The organism is Bacteroidales bacterium (assembly GCA_021648725.1).
Taxonomy (GTDB): Bacteria; Bacteroidota; Bacteroidia; order Bacteroidales; family JAADGE01; genus JAADGE01.
Genome location: JAKISF010000014.1, coordinates 29,470 through 45,062 on the forward strand (window position 1 = coordinate 29,470; position 15,593 = coordinate 45,062).

The 15,593-nt window shown below is 30.2% G+C and carries 14 protein-coding genes; 10 read left to right on the forward strand and 4 right to left on the reverse strand.

Annotated elements, in window-relative coordinates; translation table 11 throughout:
- Positions 1-7: 7 nt before the first annotated feature.
- On the reverse strand, positions 8-2,593 hold the full coding sequence (locus L3J35_06955; GenBank protein MCF6365928.1) for an AAA family ATPase: 2,586 nt from the start codon (positions 2,591-2,593) through the stop codon (positions 8-10).
- A 206-nt stretch (positions 2,594-2,799) separates the two neighbouring features.
- On the opposite strand from L3J35_06955, the gene L3J35_06960 reads away from it, so the two are divergent.
- Genes L3J35_06960 through L3J35_06970 form a run of 3 tightly spaced genes read left to right on the forward strand, consistent with a single transcriptional unit; the run spans position 2,800 to position 5,076 of the window.
- A complete protein-coding gene (locus L3J35_06960) occupies positions 2,800-3,621 on the forward strand; it encodes a hypothetical protein (protein MCF6365929.1) in 822 nt (273 codons plus the stop codon).
- Positions 3,622-3,648: 27 nt separating this feature from the next.
- Positions 3,649-4,404: an NAD-dependent deacylase gene (locus L3J35_06965; GenBank protein ID MCF6365930.1), complete on the forward strand. Its 756-nt coding sequence runs from the start codon at positions 3,649-3,651 to the stop codon at positions 4,402-4,404.
- Positions 4,405-4,443: 39 nt separating this feature from the next.
- Positions 4,444-5,076 carry an ATP-binding protein gene (locus tag L3J35_06970; GenBank protein MCF6365931.1) on the forward strand — a complete coding sequence of 211 codons (633 nt, stop codon included), beginning with the start codon at positions 4,444-4,446 and terminating at the stop codon, positions 5,074-5,076.
- Positions 5,077-5,108: 32 nt separating this feature from the next.
- On the opposite strand, the gene L3J35_06975 is transcribed toward L3J35_06970, so the two are convergent.
- Positions 5,109-7,292 carry a tetratricopeptide repeat protein gene (locus L3J35_06975; GenBank protein MCF6365932.1) on the reverse strand — a complete coding sequence of 728 codons (2,184 nt, stop codon included), beginning with the start codon at positions 7,290-7,292 and terminating at the stop codon, positions 5,109-5,111.
- 158 nt (positions 7,293-7,450) lie between these two features.
- Between L3J35_06975 and L3J35_06980 the strand changes: the two genes are divergently transcribed.
- The 3 genes from L3J35_06980 to L3J35_06990 all read left to right on the forward strand — a co-directional run bounded on the left by L3J35_06980 (position 7,451) and on the right by L3J35_06990 (position 10,717).
- Positions 7,451-8,842 carry an ATP-binding protein gene (locus tag L3J35_06980; protein MCF6365933.1) on the forward strand — a complete coding sequence of 464 codons (1,392 nt, stop codon included), beginning with the start codon at positions 7,451-7,453 and terminating at the stop codon, positions 8,840-8,842.
- Positions 8,843-8,856: 14 nt separating this feature from the next.
- On the forward strand, positions 8,857-9,858 hold the full coding sequence (locus tag L3J35_06985) for a hypothetical protein (protein ID MCF6365934.1): 1,002 nt from the start codon (positions 8,857-8,859) through the stop codon (positions 9,856-9,858).
- Positions 9,859-9,934: 76 nt separating this feature from the next.
- Positions 9,935-10,717 carry an immunity 53 family protein gene (locus L3J35_06990; protein ID MCF6365935.1) on the forward strand — a complete coding sequence of 261 codons (783 nt, stop codon included), beginning with the start codon at positions 9,935-9,937 and terminating at the stop codon, positions 10,715-10,717.
- On the opposite strand, the gene L3J35_06995 is transcribed toward L3J35_06990, so the two are convergent.
- Positions 10,710-11,315, reverse strand: coding sequence for a ribonuclease HII (locus tag L3J35_06995; protein MCF6365936.1), 606 nt, complete (start codon positions 11,313-11,315; stop codon positions 10,710-10,712). The genes L3J35_06990 and L3J35_06995 overlap by 8 nt on opposite strands.
- Before the next feature lies 1 nt (position 11,316).
- Positions 11,317-12,045 carry a hypothetical protein gene (locus L3J35_07000; protein ID MCF6365937.1) on the reverse strand — a complete coding sequence of 243 codons (729 nt, stop codon included), beginning with the start codon at positions 12,043-12,045 and terminating at the stop codon, positions 11,317-11,319.
- A gap of 140 nt (positions 12,046-12,185) precedes the next feature.
- Between L3J35_07000 and L3J35_07005 the strand changes: the two genes are divergently transcribed.
- The 4 genes from L3J35_07005 (at position 12,186) to L3J35_07020 (ending at position 15,511) form a co-directional block, all read left to right on the forward strand.
- The gene (locus L3J35_07005) at positions 12,186-13,082 is read left to right on the forward strand and encodes a DMT family transporter (GenBank protein ID MCF6365938.1); all 897 of its coding nucleotides are present in this window, start codon (positions 12,186-12,188) and stop codon (positions 13,080-13,082) included.
- 82 nt (positions 13,083-13,164) lie between these two features.
- Complete coding sequence (locus L3J35_07010; protein ID MCF6365939.1) at positions 13,165-14,283, forward strand: tetratricopeptide repeat protein; 1,119 nt, start codon at positions 13,165-13,167, stop codon at positions 14,281-14,283.
- A gap of 1 nt (position 14,284) precedes the next feature.
- On the forward strand, positions 14,285-14,488 hold the full coding sequence (locus tag L3J35_07015; protein MCF6365940.1) for a hypothetical protein: 204 nt from the start codon (positions 14,285-14,287) through the stop codon (positions 14,486-14,488).
- A gap of 18 nt (positions 14,489-14,506) precedes the next feature.
- A complete protein-coding gene (locus L3J35_07020; GenBank protein MCF6365941.1) occupies positions 14,507-15,511 on the forward strand; it encodes an iron ABC transporter permease in 1,005 nt (334 codons plus the stop codon).
- Positions 15,512-15,593 lie beyond the last annotated feature (82 nt).

Here is a 15,593-nt window from a genome sequence, read left to right on the forward strand (position 1 = left end):
TTAATTATTAAAAACCTATATTATCGGATAAGCCTAATGCTTTATTTACTTCAATATTAATCACATCTTCTGTTATTATTGTTTTTAAGGCTTCTTTTGTTCTTTCTCTTGCAGGAACAGATGCCATTCTTAAATTTTGTTTTCTTATTGATTCTTCAACAATTTTTCTGACAGTTCTTGCATTTCCGAAATATTTATCTCTTCTGTTATAAAGTTTTTTAATATATTCTTTTAAATGTTTTTCTGCTTTTTTATCGGGCGTTAAATCTTCACCTACAAGCATTTGCAATAAAATTTCGTATAAAGTTTCGGGTTTATAGTCTTTAAAAACTAATGTTTTATCAAATCTTGATTTTAAACCCGGGTTCATTTTTAGGAATGTTTCCATATTTCCGGGATAGCCTGCAACAATTACGGCAAATTTTCCTCTGTTATCTTCCATATTTTTCAAGATAACTTCAATAGCTTCATTTCCGTAGTTATATTGTCCTGTACCGGCAAGAGCATAGGCTTCGTCTATAAAAAGAACACCTCCGAGTGCCTTGTCAATTTTCTCTTTAGTTTTTAATGCTGTTTGACCGACATAACCGGCAACTAAACCATCTTTTCCGGTTTCGATAATATGACCTCTTTCCAACAAACCGAGGGCTTTATAAATTTTACCGAATATTCTTGCTAAAGTTGTTTTACCGGTTCCGGGATTTCCGCTGAAAATCGCATGTAAAGAGAACTTGTTAAGAACATCTTTTCCTGTTTCTTTATAGAATTTAACTAATTTAATAAGTTCATTAACTTCGGTTTTAATATCATTCATTCCTACTAAAGAATTCATCTCGTCTAATGCTTCTTTGAGCAATTCATTATCTATAGGGATTTTAACAATACTTTTTGATTTTACGCTTTCAATTTTATTAATGTCCTCCGGAGTTACAGTTGATAATTCATCTTCGGTAAGAAGGTCAATTTCAGCATTTCTCATTACCCGGAGTCCCATATTCATTTTACCTTCGTCAATAAGAGAATACGCAAAACGTGCATTCCCGAATGTATGATCTCTGTTTCTGTATGCTTCGGTTAAAATTTTCTTTAACAATTCTGCAGCATCATCTGTCAATTTAATGTTCCGTTTATCGGCTGCATAATATGCTATTTCATGCAATTCATCGGGGGTATAATCATCAAAATGAAAGAAATATTTTATTCTGGATTTTAACCCGGGGTTAGAATTAATCATAAACATTGTTTCTTTCGGGTAACCTGCCATCATTATTGCAATATCTCCTTCTCCGTCGCTCATTTCTTTTACAAGAACTTCAATAACTTCTTTTCCGAAATCTTTTTTATCCTCTTTAGAACGAACCAACATATAAGCCTCATCAATAAATAAGATTCCTCCTCTTGCTTCTTTTATTGCATCTTTTACTTTAGGTGCTGTTTGTCCGATAAATTCCCCGACAAGTTCTGCTCTGTCAACTTCATGCACATGCCCTTTTGACAGTAAACCTTTTTTCTGATATATTTTTCCGAGTAATTTAACAACAGTTGTTTTTCCTGTTCCGGGGTTTCCGGTAAAAACACTGTGAAGACTTATATCTTCCGTATCTTTAAATCCTCTTTCTTTTCTCAGCTTTAAGAAATCAATATATGTTATGTGATCTTTAACTTTTTGCTTTATTGTATTTAAACCTATTAAACTGTTGAAGTTCTTTAATAAATCCTCTAATGTTTCTGTTTCTTCTCCGATAATTGCATCTCCGTCAGTTCTTGATGTTTTTGAAACTGTTAACTCGCCTTCAACATCATTTTCGCCCATAGTAAAAGTTGCCGATGCAACCAAGGTATCCATAAAAACAAGCTCAACTGAATATTTATCATCTTTCCAAGAACCGGGTGCCGTATTCCCCCAGCCTCTTTCAAAAGTTAATATTTTGTCTTTGTTTCCGTTTTCGACTTCTTTTAATGTATCAACTTTTGCTTTGTATTGCCCTGCATCATCGTAGAAGTTAATAAAGTATTCTAAGTTAAACGCTTTATTTGTTTTTACTTTTATTGAAAATTCAATCCAAATATATCGAGCTTTACTTTTACTGAATTCTTTCAGATATTTCCTGTCTTTTTGATTCCATCCGTCAAACCCTCCTTCGTACAACTTTAAAGTAACAATATCAAAATACGGGTTATCCTCCTGTGTTACAATACCTACATCGTATATAAAAAATTCCTGAGTCCCTATTTTTTTATCATCTATATATGCTTCGCAAATATATTTTCCGGCTTTCCAATATCCTCCGGGAGTTTCTACACCCCAACTTTCATAAACGTTAACAATATTGTCAGTTTTTTTAACTGTAATGTTTTTGTCTAAGCTACATATCTCTTTTCTTTTCTTTTCGGAAATATCAAAAGCTTTAATCGTTATCTTTGTTTTCCAGTCTTCCTCATCAAATTTTTTATTATAGAATGACAGTTCTGTTCTTAAATAGGTAATCTCAGATTTATCATAAACCCGACGGTATTTTTTTGTAGAATCAACCATCCATTCGGATGATGAAAATATTTTTAATGACTTATATTTATATATTTTTTCTGCCATAGTTAAGTTTCTCAGTGACAAAAATAATCAGAAATTTTATAATTAAAAAAGTTTAAACCACAGACATAACAATTTTATTCAAGATTTTTAACAATTTCAGACAATTTCGGTTTAAATTAAAATCTGTTTAATACATAAAATTATTTCAGAAATACATTTTAAAATTCATTTTTTTAAAGATATTTTATAATTTTGGAAACCAAATTATGACAGATATTGATCCAAAAGACATACAATTGTTTATTAATGCTATACAAAGTAAGTCTGACTATAACTTTTCGGAGTATTCGATTAAATCATTTACAAGAAGAATACAAAAGATTATTGCAGATAACAAAACTGATATTCACGGATTAATAAAAAAAGTTTCTGAAAACAGTGTTTTTCTTGAACAAACAGTAAAACATATAACCGTTAATACAACTGAAATTTTTAGGGATCCTGAAATATGGAAAAAAATAAAGCAAGAAATTATACCTTCCCTAAAAGATGAACTTCGTATAAATATTTGGCATGCAGGCTCATCAACAGGACAAGAAGTTTACACGATGCTTATTCTTTTGAAACAACACGGATTATTTGAAAAAGCAAGAGTTTATGCTTCTGATTTGAATACTGATGTTTTAGACGTAGCTGAGGCAGGAAAATATAAATATCGAGAAATTGATGAGTATATTAACAATTTTAATGAAACATACGACTCATCAAATGAGTATGATATTAATGATTATTTTAAAATATCAAGAAACAGGAATTTAATTAAGGTTAAATCTAACTTACTGAACAAAGTTCAATATAAAAAGCATGATTTAACAGCTTTAACAAATCCCTTTGCAGTAAAATATAACATAATTTTTTGCCGAAATGTATTGATTTATTTTAATCATCATCTTCAAAATAAGATTTTCAAGCTTTTTTATGATTCATTATTTACCGGCGGAGCTCTGATAGTCGGCAAACATGAAGGCATTCTTGGTGATATTGTCAATAAATTTGAAAAAAAAGGAACAATATATATTAAGAAATAAATTATTCATCAGTTAATTCACAGAAAAATGCTGGATATTTTAGAAATAAATCTTGAAAAAGCTGTTGAAGTTCTCAGCAAAGCTAAACATATAACAGCCTTTACGGGTGCCGGCATCTCTGTTGAAAGCGGAATACCCTCATACAGAGGCGAAGGCGGATTATGGACAAAATACGACACAAAAGTCCTTGAATTGAACTATTTTTATAATAATCCGAAAGAGGCATGGGAAACTATCAGAAAAATTTTCTATGAATATTTCGGTAATGCAAAACCTAATGCTGCCCATTTTGCTCTTGCAGAAATGGAAAAAAAAGCTCAGCTAAAAGCAATTATTACACAAAATATTGACAACTTACATTTTGAGGCCGGAAGTAAAACTGTTTTTGAATTTCACGGGAACTCAAAAGTAATGCTTTGTACAAAATGTTCAAAAAAGTACAAAGCAGAACAAATAAATTTAGAAAAACTTCCGCCAAAATGTAGTGTTTGCGAAGCTTTATTAAAACCTGATTTTATTTTCTTCGGAGAGGGAATTCCGCAAGATGCATATAAAAATTCTTTTGCCGAAGCTGAAAAAGCAGATGTGTTTCTTTTAATAGGAACAACAGGCTTAGTGCAACCTGCAGCATCAATTCCTGTTAAAGCAAAACAAAACGGTGCAACAATTATTGAAATAAATCCGGAAAGAACTGCTTTTACGGAAGAAATAACAGACATCTTCTTACCCGGAAAAGCAGGAGAAGTTATGAATAAACTCAGAGAATTGATTTTTGAAAAATAGCTTTTATGTTCATTTGTTTTTTTATTGATCGGATTAAAAATGCAAAAACATCCTATAATAAGATTGATTGAAGAAGGTGAACACCAAAAGTTAGACTTTAAATTTGCCGTAAACGATTCCAAAAAAATTGCTCGCTCTCTGTCGGCTTTTGCAAATACCGACGGAGGGAAATTATTGATAGGAGTAAAAGATAACGGAAAAATTGCAGGAGTAAAAAGCGAAGAAGAATATTACATGATTGAAGCTGCATCTGAATTATACACACAACCAAAAGTAGAATTTGAAACCGTTAAGCATTCAATAGAAGGGAAACAGGTTTTGGAAGTGATAATTAATAAAAGTAATATCAGACCTCATAGTGCTCCGGATGAAAAAGGTAGAATGAAAGCCTTTGTGCGAGTAAATGACCAAAACTTGTTAGCTAACGGTTTATTACTAAAAGTGTGGGAGCAAGAAAAAAACGAGGCAGGCGTAAAAATTCATTATAATGAGGCAGAAAAGTATATTTTAAAATATTTAACTGAAAATGATTACGTTACTTTTTCAAAATTCATAAAACTTGCTGAAATTGAAAAAGCTTATGCTGAAAAAATTCTGATTGATTTTATACTTTTAGATATTATTGAGATTGCTATTTCTGAAAGTTTAATCTGTTACAGGTTGAAAGATTAAACTTTAAGACTCTAAATTTAAAGTTTCAAAGCTTATTGTAACATTTTAGTTTTAACATAATCCATTAATAAATCAATATCGGTTTGTTCCGAACCGTGTTTCAATAACATTTCTTTATCTTCTTTGATACTGTTTTCAAATGTTTTTAAATCTTTCATTTTAATTGCCTTTAAATACATTTCAACAGCTTTCATCTTATCGCCTTTACAAAATAAAACATGACCAAAATTAATATAATCAAAAACGGTCGGTTTATTCTCCAACAATTTACTATAGTATTTCACAGAAATATCAAACTTTCCTAAAACAAAAGAGCACCAAGCTATCGGTCGCTTAACCATAAGATTATCAGGCTCATAATATTCCACTTTAAAATATTTTTTCAATGCTTCTTCGTGGTTTTCCATCGATAAATAACAATGCCCGATATTTGCTTGGATATGTAAATTATTATCTTCTTCTTTTTCTGCTTTTTGATAATATTTTAATGCTTCTTCATAATTACGATTTTTACGGTAACAAAAGGCTATCTTTTTTGTAAGCCATAAAGATGCTTCTCCGAATAATTCAGCTTTTTTATAATGTTCAGATGCTTTATCGTAATTTTTTAATTTTTGCCAGGCAAACCCGAGTTTTTCAAAATTCTTTTGAGCAGCTTTTCCTTTTAGTTTTAATTTAGAAAGTGCGTCAATTGCTTCGTTATAAAATCCTTTTTTAAAATAAAGTTCCGAAATTATTTTCAGAGTCTTGTTATCTTTAATTATCGTATCAAAAAGTAAAGTATTATAAATATCAAAACTTGAATCAAAAAAATCATCAAACTCTTTGTGTAAAGGGTGCAGTTTAAAAAAACGATATAAATCTTGAATATATCTTGTGAAAATTTGTTTGTCTTTCTTTCCTTTGTTCAGTAACTCGTCATCATCACTTATTTCTTTCATTTGCTGCATCTCTGTTTTAAACAATTCTACGATCATACTTCTTTGAGCTTTCGGCATCATTTGAACATTCATGCAAAACGAATATTTATCAGAATTGCACATAAAAGCGGAACGTTCCAAACCTTTTGCAAAAGCTTCTGCATCAAAGTTTTCGTCAAAATCTGAAAATGCGTTTTTTACTTCTTCGTTTTCGGCATAAAACGGCATAAACCAATTTGCCGGTTGCTTGAAAAAAGGGAAGTTTTTAAACATTGCAAACGCACTCATAAAAACATCGGAACCTTCTAATTGCATTTTTGAAAAGTCTGCCATTTTCCCGAGTAATTCGGGAGCATCATCAAAAAGTTCTTCCCAGTCAGGGTTTTTATCTTCTATTAAGTTATCGGAAAGAATATCGTCTAAATTCAGTTTTTCTTCAATTTTCGGTCTGAACTTCTGCATCTCAGGAATAATTTCATCTCTTAATTTTTTTGAAATTTTCTCAGTTTCTTTTGTTCTGATAAATTGCAAAATAATATCTTCAATATGTTTTTCAATTCCGTCATCTTTTTTTATTTGTTTTAACTTTTTTATTAAATCATCGTGCAAATACATTCTTTTATTATACACATAAAAAGAAATAACAATCCCAACTAATGCTCTGTTCCAAACTGCATTTTCATCAGCATCGTAAAAATCAAATAAAGAAATCAATTTTTTTTCGTCAAACCTTCTTATTAAGCTTATTGTGAGAGCACTTACAATAATACTTTTTTCATGAAATAATATTTTTTTTGAACGAGAAAGTTTTCGAAGCGAATCTAAATCGTTGTCAGTAATGCCGTTACTCAGCCAAATAAAAAAGAAGAGTTTATACAAAGCAGACTTTCTTTCATTATTTTCGGCACCTTTCTTAATACTTAATAATTGGTTAATCTCACTTTCAACAGTAGTCTTATTTTTAATAATATCAACATTTAATACTCTTTTCTCTGCACTTAGCCTGTTATTTGTATCGTTCAAAAAATAATAATCGTTCAATTGCTCTGCCGTTTCCTCCAAAACAGTTTGAATACGTTTGTATATAGCCGGTTTTTGCGGATCGTCGATTCCTTTAAAAGTATATTCTAACAAATAACCATACGTTTCTTTTTGTTTTTCAAAGTTATGAATTAACTCAAGATTATTGGTCCGGCTAATGTTTTCTTCAATTAATAAAAATGCGTCTGCAAGTTTTTTTTCGGTTATGTAATTGCATATTTTCTTATATATTGTTCTGAATTTTTTATACAGCATTATTTTTGTTTTAATTACAGATAATTATACACAAAAACAATACAAATAAGTAAATTATGTCAATAAGACAGTTTTTGTATAAATATTTTGTTATATTTTTATATATTTGAGGTTTAAAATAAGTAATTGATACAAAAGCTTTATAGCCTGACAAAACAATGAAATCAATATTAAAGTACTTTTTAAAAGCGTACAAATTTAATTCTAATATAGAAAGCATAAGAACAAAATCATTTTTATTGTTTCTGTTGTCAGGCTTACTTTTGTTGATAGCTTTTATGATTAAAACAGGTGTATCCGGAAACTGCAGTTCTTTGCCCGTGCAAGCATCTTTTGTATTTCTGATTCTTTTATCATTATTTTTTATAAAAAGAGGCAATCAACAAATCGTAGAAAACAGTCTTGCAATAATTATAATTTTGGTTGAGATTCTTTCTGTTTTTTTAAACTTCTCAGGTGCTGCTGCTTTTAACTTCTTTGTTGATGAGTTTTACATTCTTTTGTCTTTTCTTCTTTTTACGGCAATGTTTGCGTCAAGATTTGTTTTAGGGTTAAATACAGTATTAGTAATAGCAACATCAATTACGGCATTTATATACAAAAAAGATGATTTCCCTCCTGAAATTATTAGTGAACTTAAATTTGGGTTAAGTGTATATATATTTGTTATACTTCTTATATTTATTTTCAGCTATTTATATACTAACATAATACATACTGCAATTAAAGAAATATCAGACCATGCAGATGATGCAGATGAAAAAAATATTCAACTGAAAAAACATTCCGACATTTTATCGAAACAGAAAGAGGAGTTAGAAAAGGCGAAAAAAAAGGCAGAAGAAAGTGATAAACTTAAATCTACCTTTCTTGCAAATATGTCGCATGAAATAAGAACACCAATGAATGCAATTCTTGGATTTACGGAAATACTAACAGGGACAAAATTAGACGAGAAACAAGCAGAATACATAAAAATAATTGAAAACAGCGGAAAACATTTATTAGAACTGATAAACGATATCATTGACATTTCAAAACTTGAATCTAACCAGCTTAAAATTGAAGAATCAAAATGCAACTTAAATCATTTTATAGAAGAGATGGTTACTTTCTTTGAACTGTCTTTGCATAAAGATCATAAAACAAACTTAAAAATAACAAAAAGTTTGGGTTTAGAAAAAGGAGAAGATATAATATTAACAGACACAACAAGGCTCCGGCAAATTTTAATAAACCTTACGGGTAATGCAATTAAATTTACAATGTCGGGTTCAATAAATATTGCATACACAAAACAATCTGACAACGAACTGCTGTTTTCGATTAAAGATACAGGAATAGGAATAAGCCAAGAACAATTACCTATTATATTTGAACGTTTCCGACAAGCAGACGAAACAACAACAAAAAAATTCGGAGGAACGGGATTAGGTTTGGCAATATCAAAAGCCTGTACAGAACTTCTCGGAGGCAAAATATGGGCAATATCAGAAAAAGACGAAGGCTCAACTTTTTACTTTACAATTCCGTATAAACCTTTTGTATAAATACAGTTATTTTAATGAATTTACAACAAAAAATAAATGCTTTCTCAAACCTCGGAAAGGCTATAATTGAAAATAAAGAAAAACTAAAACAAAAAAAACACAACCCTTGGTTTACCGAAAGCAATTTGGAATATGCTCTGACAGAAATCGGACAATCTTTAAACCAAAAAAATCTTGAAACGTGGACTGAAAAATATCCTGACTTACAAGCTGAAAAAGACGCAAAAACAATAGGCGTAATAACTGCCGGGAATATTCCGTTAGTCGGATTTCACGACTTTTTATCGGTACTTATAAGCGGACACAAGTTTAAAGGTAAGCTGTCTTCAAAAAATGATAAATTATTACCGGAAATAATTAATCTGCTAATTGAAATTGAGCCTAATTTTAAAAACTATATCCGGATTTCTGAAAATAAATTAGAAAACTTTGATGCCGTAATTGCTACCGGAAGTAATAATTCTGCAAGATATTTTGAATACTATTTCGGAAAATACCCGCATATTATTCGAAAAAACAGAAATTCGGTTGCCGTTTTAACAGGAAACGAAACAGACAAAGAATTACAACTTCTGTCTGATGATATTTTTCTGCATTTCGGTTTAGGATGCCGATCTGTATCTAAATTATTTTTACCCGACAACTACAATTTAGACAACATATTCAAAAATTCATTAAAACATAAAGAAATAATAAACCACAATAAATACGCAAATAATTACGATTATAACAGAGCAATTTACATGATGAATTTAATCGAGTTTAAAGACAACGGAGTAATGCTGATGAAGGAAGATGTAAATTTGGCATCGCCTGTTTCTGTTGTGTATTATGAATATTATTCTAAAATAGAAACCGTAAAACAAAGGCTTGAACTTGAAAAAAACAAAATTCAATGTATTGTTGCCGACAGCAAAATAATTTCGGATGCAATACCGTTCGGCAAAAGCCAAAAACCGATGCTTTGGGATTATGCCGACAATATTGATACTCTTAATTTTTTAGTACGGTTGTAAAAAACTTTTTATTTTGTAATCCGAATTATTTATCAAAATTCTGAGAATTATCGTAAATTTCATTAAATTTAATAAAATGGAAAATTTCAAATGGTTTGAAAAGTGGTATTCTAAGCACGTAATTGAACATTATAAAGAAGATATCACCGTAAAAATTGAAAATAAGAACAACTTGGGCTGGAGGTTATTTGTTGATTTTAGTTCTGCAAATTATAAGCACTTGAACGGATTATCAGAATCTAAAAAGGTTTCAGATTACAATTATTTTTTGATTAATGCGAAAGAAAAAATATTTAGCGGTGAAGGTGATTTTACGAAATTGGATTTTTTAATCGGTAAATTCAGAGCATATTTAGGTGAAACAGATTTTCATTCACATGAAAACGACATGTTTTTAAATCCGGATATTCAAAACTTCATTTTTGAAAACGAAAAAAATGAACTAATATTTCTTCATTATACTTCCGAAAAAGAAACAGCAGATAAAATATTAAAAGAAGGTTTTAGATACCAAACATCATTTGATAAAACAACAACATTAATTAAAAACGACAAAATCGACATAAATTATAATCATCTTATAAGAAAACCGTTCGGGAAATTTGTTGTCGTTATTTCAATTCAAAAAAAATTGCACTCAAAATACAATCAACTTGTTAATAATGCAGGCAAAAAAGAGTTAAAAGTTGAAGAGGTATTGTCGGAAAAACCTGTTTATGAAGATGAGTTTAACGAAAAAACTTACACCCTGCATCATAAGTTTATTAAAGGTTACATAAACTATTCATCGGGTCAAATAGTAAAAAATGCTGAATTTAACAGCGGTTTTGATTCAGACTTATTTAAGTCATTTATTTAGCTTTTTTATCACATCCGGAACAAGGAAGAAGCCTGAAACTTTTTCTGTGATATTTTGTAATGCCGTGTTCAACAATACCTTGCCGATGTTTCTTTGTCGGGTATGCTTTATTGTTTTCCCAATCATAAAAAGGGTATTCTTTATGAATCTCAATCATATAATCATCTCGAAATGTTTTTGCCAAAACAGAAGCCGCAGCAATCGACAAAAATTTTCCGTCACCTTTAATAATACATGTATGCGGAATGTTTTTATATGGTTTAAAACGGTTTCCGTCAATAAGTATGTGCTCGGGAATATTCTTCAATTTACCTATTGCAAGTTGCATTGCTTTTATTGATGCGTTTAAAATATTTATTTTATCAATTTCTTCGTTATTAACCGATGCAACTGCCCATTCAACAGATTCTTTTATAATTTGCTCCCTTAAAATATATCTTTGTTTTTCTGAAAGTTTTTTAGAATCATTCAGCAATTTATTTTTATAATTTTTCGGGAAAATTACGGCAGCAGCATAAACCGGTCCTGCAAGACAACCTCTGCCGGCTTCATCGCAACCTGCTTCAATCAATTTCTTATGTAAATAAGACTTTAGCAATTTATTTTGGTACTTTATCTTTAAATATTACTTGCCCTTTTACCAACCAAGATGTTCCGAATGCAAATAAAGCAACGGTTTCTAACCAAAACATCGGTTTCAATTCATCAATAAACGAATATTTTCCCATTAAAAATTCACGATATAAAATAATGAATAATAAACACAGCAGAATTAAAATTCCGCTTATTCTGTAGATTCTGTTTCTGTTAATTTTTTCTTTTGACATAACAGAACCTTTGCCTCTGTATGTTCTTGTAAATAAAAATATTGAAATGAATGACAATGTAACAAAAAACAATAATGCAGACAGCAAATGAACAATAGTTTTCCATTCGTTTGATTTTACACACTCAACATTGCACAACTTTGCAACTTCTATAATCTCAGGCGGAAAAAATGCAACACCCAAAGCTCCCGTTCCGGCAATAACTCCGGCAATTCTGTCAACTTTTGAATGACCTCTGTATGCAAATAAAAACATTGCAACAAACGACAAAATTCCGACAAGAAAATCTCTCATTCCTGTATGATAGTATTGACTTATTGATATTTGCAACACATTACATTTATAAAAAATAACCGACCCGACAATTAACACAAAAGGCAAAGCCATTCCCAGAATGCCGATATTTCGACGCATTGCATAATAAGAAATTACTTTTCGGTTTTCATCGTACTCTTTAAAACGATTTATAAATTCGGTAATTATTGAGGGTTTCTTTTTCATAATGTATATGAATAATCTATATAAAATTAGATACTATAGTTTAATTTGTCATAATTTTTATCGAATATTTTAAAAAAAATCTACTTACGAAACAAATAACAAACAGATAAATAATTCTATATTCGCCGACTGTTACAAATATGAAGTTTTTTAATTTACATAAGCGTTTTTGGCAATGGGCTTTACTGCTTTTTGTTTCCTTTATTTGGGGAGCATCTTTTATTTTAATGAAACGCAGTTTAGAGTCATTCTCATCAATTCAGGTAGGAACTTTGCGTATTTTCTTTGCTTTTCTTTTTCTCTTACCTTTATTTATCAAACGATTTAAGAAATTTCCAAAGAAGCATATTAAGTCTCTGCTGATTGTTGCATTTATCGGAAATCTGTTGCCTGCAATTTTATTTGCTTTAGCTCAAACAGAAATAAGCAGTTCGTTAAGCGGAATGCTGAATACAATGTTTCCTATTATTGCATTGATTATAGGGGCACTTTTTTACGGAATAAAAACAGAAAAACACAGAATTTTAGGCATTGTAATCGGCTTACTCGGCACAATCGGAATTGTATTATCCGGAGACTCTGATTTTACCGGAAATAACAATTATTCTTTATATATATTCCTTGCCGTTGTTTTTTATGCCTTTAGTATTAATGAAATTAAATATAATTTGGCAGAAATTGACGGAGTAAGCATTACTGTTTTTGCTTTTATGATTATAGGTCCGGTTTCCGGAGTATATTTATTGTTTTCAGACTTTTCAAGTGCAACTGCTACACCTGATTATCTTGAAAACTTAGGATATATTGTTTTATTGGCTTTGGGAGGCTCTGCTGTTTCAGTTACTTTATTTTATTTGCTTATGGATTATGTTGATGTTGTTTTTGCTTCATTAACAACATACATTATACCCGTTTTTGCTATTTTTTGGGGAATTTTTGACGGAGAAGTAATCACTATAGTACAAATGTTATTTATGTTTTTAATATTTGCAGGCATTTTTCTTGTTAACAAGAAAAAACAGAAAATTTCAAAATAAAACTTTTTTATTCCTTCCTATTCTGCTCAGACTTTCTTATATTTGTTAAATTACTTTTTTTAACCTTATTTTTATTCATCGGATGAAAAAATTTATACTTTTTTTATTGACCGTTTTCTTCGCATACTTAACAGCCTTTTATACAACCGGTAAAAAAAACGGATATGAGAAAATTTTTGATTTTGATTTTCTTATTCAAAAATTAAACACCCCGAAAACCGAAAGCGAAGCACCTGAGAAAACAAATATAGAAACGGGTAAATATTACTTGGAAGCAGAAGAATACGACAGTGCTTTAGATGCTTTCTTTGACGCACTTGACGAAAATGATAACAGTGAAAGCAATTATTATATTGGTCATACCTATTTAATGCAGGAAGATTACTATAATGCACTTGAGTATTTAAATACAGCTATTGACTTAGATGCAAAAAATGACAAAGCATATCTTGATAAAGGAATAGTTGAATATGAACAAGGCTATTACAGTGAAGCTATTAATGATTTATTCTTCTCAACGGAGCTTAATTCTGAAAATGCAAAGCCATATTATTATTTATCTTTGTGCTATGAACAAAACAAGCAGTTAGAGGTTGCTCTGCAATCTGTTGAAACAGCAGTAAAATACGACTCGTTATATTCAGATGCATGGTTTAAAGCCGGTTATTTAGCTTTTAATCTTGACAGCTTCAATCGGGCAAAATATTATTATACTAAACTGTTAAATATAGAACCTGAGCATAAATACGGTTTAGTTAATCTCGGGCTTACATACAGTTACTTAAATGAAAATGATTCTGCAATTTTATATTATGATAAAGTTATAGAAATTTACCCTAAATACGATTTAGCATACAACAACAAAGGATATATTTATCAAAAACAAAAACGATACAAAGAAGCAATAGAATTATACAATACAGCATTTTTGCTCAACAATAAGAACTCTCGTTCTCTATGGAACAGAGGAGATTGCTTATTTCTGTCAGGCAAATATAATGAGGCATTAAAAGATTTTAAAAAAGTATATGAATTAGATAAAGACAGTTATAATGTGCTGTTTCGAATAGGTGAATGCTATGAAAAATTAGGACTTAAAAAAGACGCATTAGATTACTATCAACAATATCAGTCTGTTGCAAGTATTAAAAGCATTTATTTTAATAAGGTCATAGATAAAATAAAAAAACTGAAAAAATAATATGGGAAAACAAAAAAGAATAAGTGATAAAGAATTTCTTGAAAATTACGGCAAGCATCATAATCGCAAATCAAGAAGTGACCTGTACGTTAAAGAAAAAGACGGCATTACGGGAAAAGGTATTTTATTTTGGATATTTCTTGCAATAGTTTTTTTGGTCGCATATTATTTATTTTCAAATTTCCTTTTCTCGCCTCAATCATAAAATAAGAAAAAGAGTTATATGCGTAATAAATCTTTGTTGCTTACTTTTTCTGTTATCATTTTAATTGTTTTCATTATTGCTGATATTTTAATAGGTTCAGTTTCCATTCCTGTTAAAGATTTTTTCAGTTTTTTTTCCGGAAATACAATTAAGCCTGAGTATAAAACAATTATTACAGAATTTAGAATCCCGAAAGTAATTACCGCAATTATTGCAGGATTTGCTTTATCTGTTGCAGGACTCCAAATGCAAACAATTTTCAGAAACCCTCTTGCAGGTCCTTATGTTCTCGGCATAAGTTCGGGTGCAAGCTTAGGAGTAGCTTTATTATTATTAAGTCCTATACCTTTTATGTTTAACTCCGGTATCGGAATGAGTTGGTTTACAAGCATATCGGCTTGGACAGGTGCCGGCTTGGTTTTAATATTAATTTTTATCGTATCGCTTCGTGTAAAAGATGTAATGACAATTTTAATAATAGGTGTTTTATTCGGAAGTGCAGTAAGTGCTTTGGTCAGTATTTTACAATACTTCGGAGACCAAGCACAATTAAAAACTTTTATTGTTTGGACAATGGGAAGTTTAAGCGGAGTTACAAATAATCAGTTAATTGTTCTTTTACCTTCCGTAATGATCGGGTTATTAATTACAATCTTTTCATACAGAATTTTAAACATTTTATTACTTGGCGAAAACTATGCAAAAAGCTCAGGGCTGAACTTGACAGCTGCAAGAATACTGATATTTACAAGTACGGGAATATTAGCAGGCTCGGTTACCGCATTTTGCGGACCGATAGGATTTATCGGTATAATTGTTCCTCATATTACTCGAATGCTTTTTAAAACTGCCGATCATAAATTTTTAATTCCGGGCTCAGCCGTAATAGGTGCAATTTTAATACTTATAAGCGATATAATTTCACAACTTCCTGCACACAGCGGAACTTTACCTATTAATTCCGTAACGGCAATTATGGGAATCCCTGTTGTAATATATATCATTATTAAAAATAAAATATAATAAAAGTGTTTTTTAACTTTTCCATATTTTTTGAAATCCTTAAAATAATAGTAAGTTTGCATCGTTTAATAGTTATCACAAA

Coding starts and splice junctions, on each gene's coding strand:
- L3J35_07015 (MCF6365940.1), top strand. CDS start 14,285: ATGGGAAAACAAAAAAGAATAAGTGATAAAGAATTTCTTGAAAATTAC.
- L3J35_06960 (MCF6365929.1), top strand. CDS start 2,800: ATGACAGATATTGATCCAAAAGACATACAATTGTTTATTAATGCTATA.
- L3J35_06980 (MCF6365933.1), top strand. CDS start 7,451: ATGAAATCAATATTAAAGTACTTTTTAAAAGCGTACAAATTTAATTCT.
- L3J35_07005 (MCF6365938.1), top strand. CDS start 12,186: ATGAAGTTTTTTAATTTACATAAGCGTTTTTGGCAATGGGCTTTACTG.
- L3J35_07000 (MCF6365937.1), bottom strand. CDS start 12,045: ATGAAAAAGAAACCCTCAATAATTACCGAATTTATAAATCGTTTTAAA.
- L3J35_07010 (MCF6365939.1), top strand. CDS start 13,165: ATGAAAAAATTTATACTTTTTTTATTGACCGTTTTCTTCGCATACTTA.
- L3J35_06970 (MCF6365931.1), top strand. CDS start 4,444: ATGCAAAAACATCCTATAATAAGATTGATTGAAGAAGGTGAACACCAA.
- L3J35_06955 (MCF6365928.1), bottom strand. CDS start 2,593: ATGGCAGAAAAAATATATAAATATAAGTCATTAAAAATATTTTCATCA.
- L3J35_06965 (MCF6365930.1), top strand. CDS start 3,649: ATGCTGGATATTTTAGAAATAAATCTTGAAAAAGCTGTTGAAGTTCTC.
- L3J35_06985 (MCF6365934.1), top strand. CDS start 8,857: ATGAATTTACAACAAAAAATAAATGCTTTCTCAAACCTCGGAAAGGCT.
- L3J35_07020 (MCF6365941.1), top strand. CDS start 14,507: ATGCGTAATAAATCTTTGTTGCTTACTTTTTCTGTTATCATTTTAATT.
- L3J35_06990 (MCF6365935.1), top strand. CDS start 9,935: ATGGAAAATTTCAAATGGTTTGAAAAGTGGTATTCTAAGCACGTAATT.
- L3J35_06975 (MCF6365932.1), bottom strand. CDS start 7,292: ATGCTGTATAAAAAATTCAGAACAATATATAAGAAAATATGCAATTAC.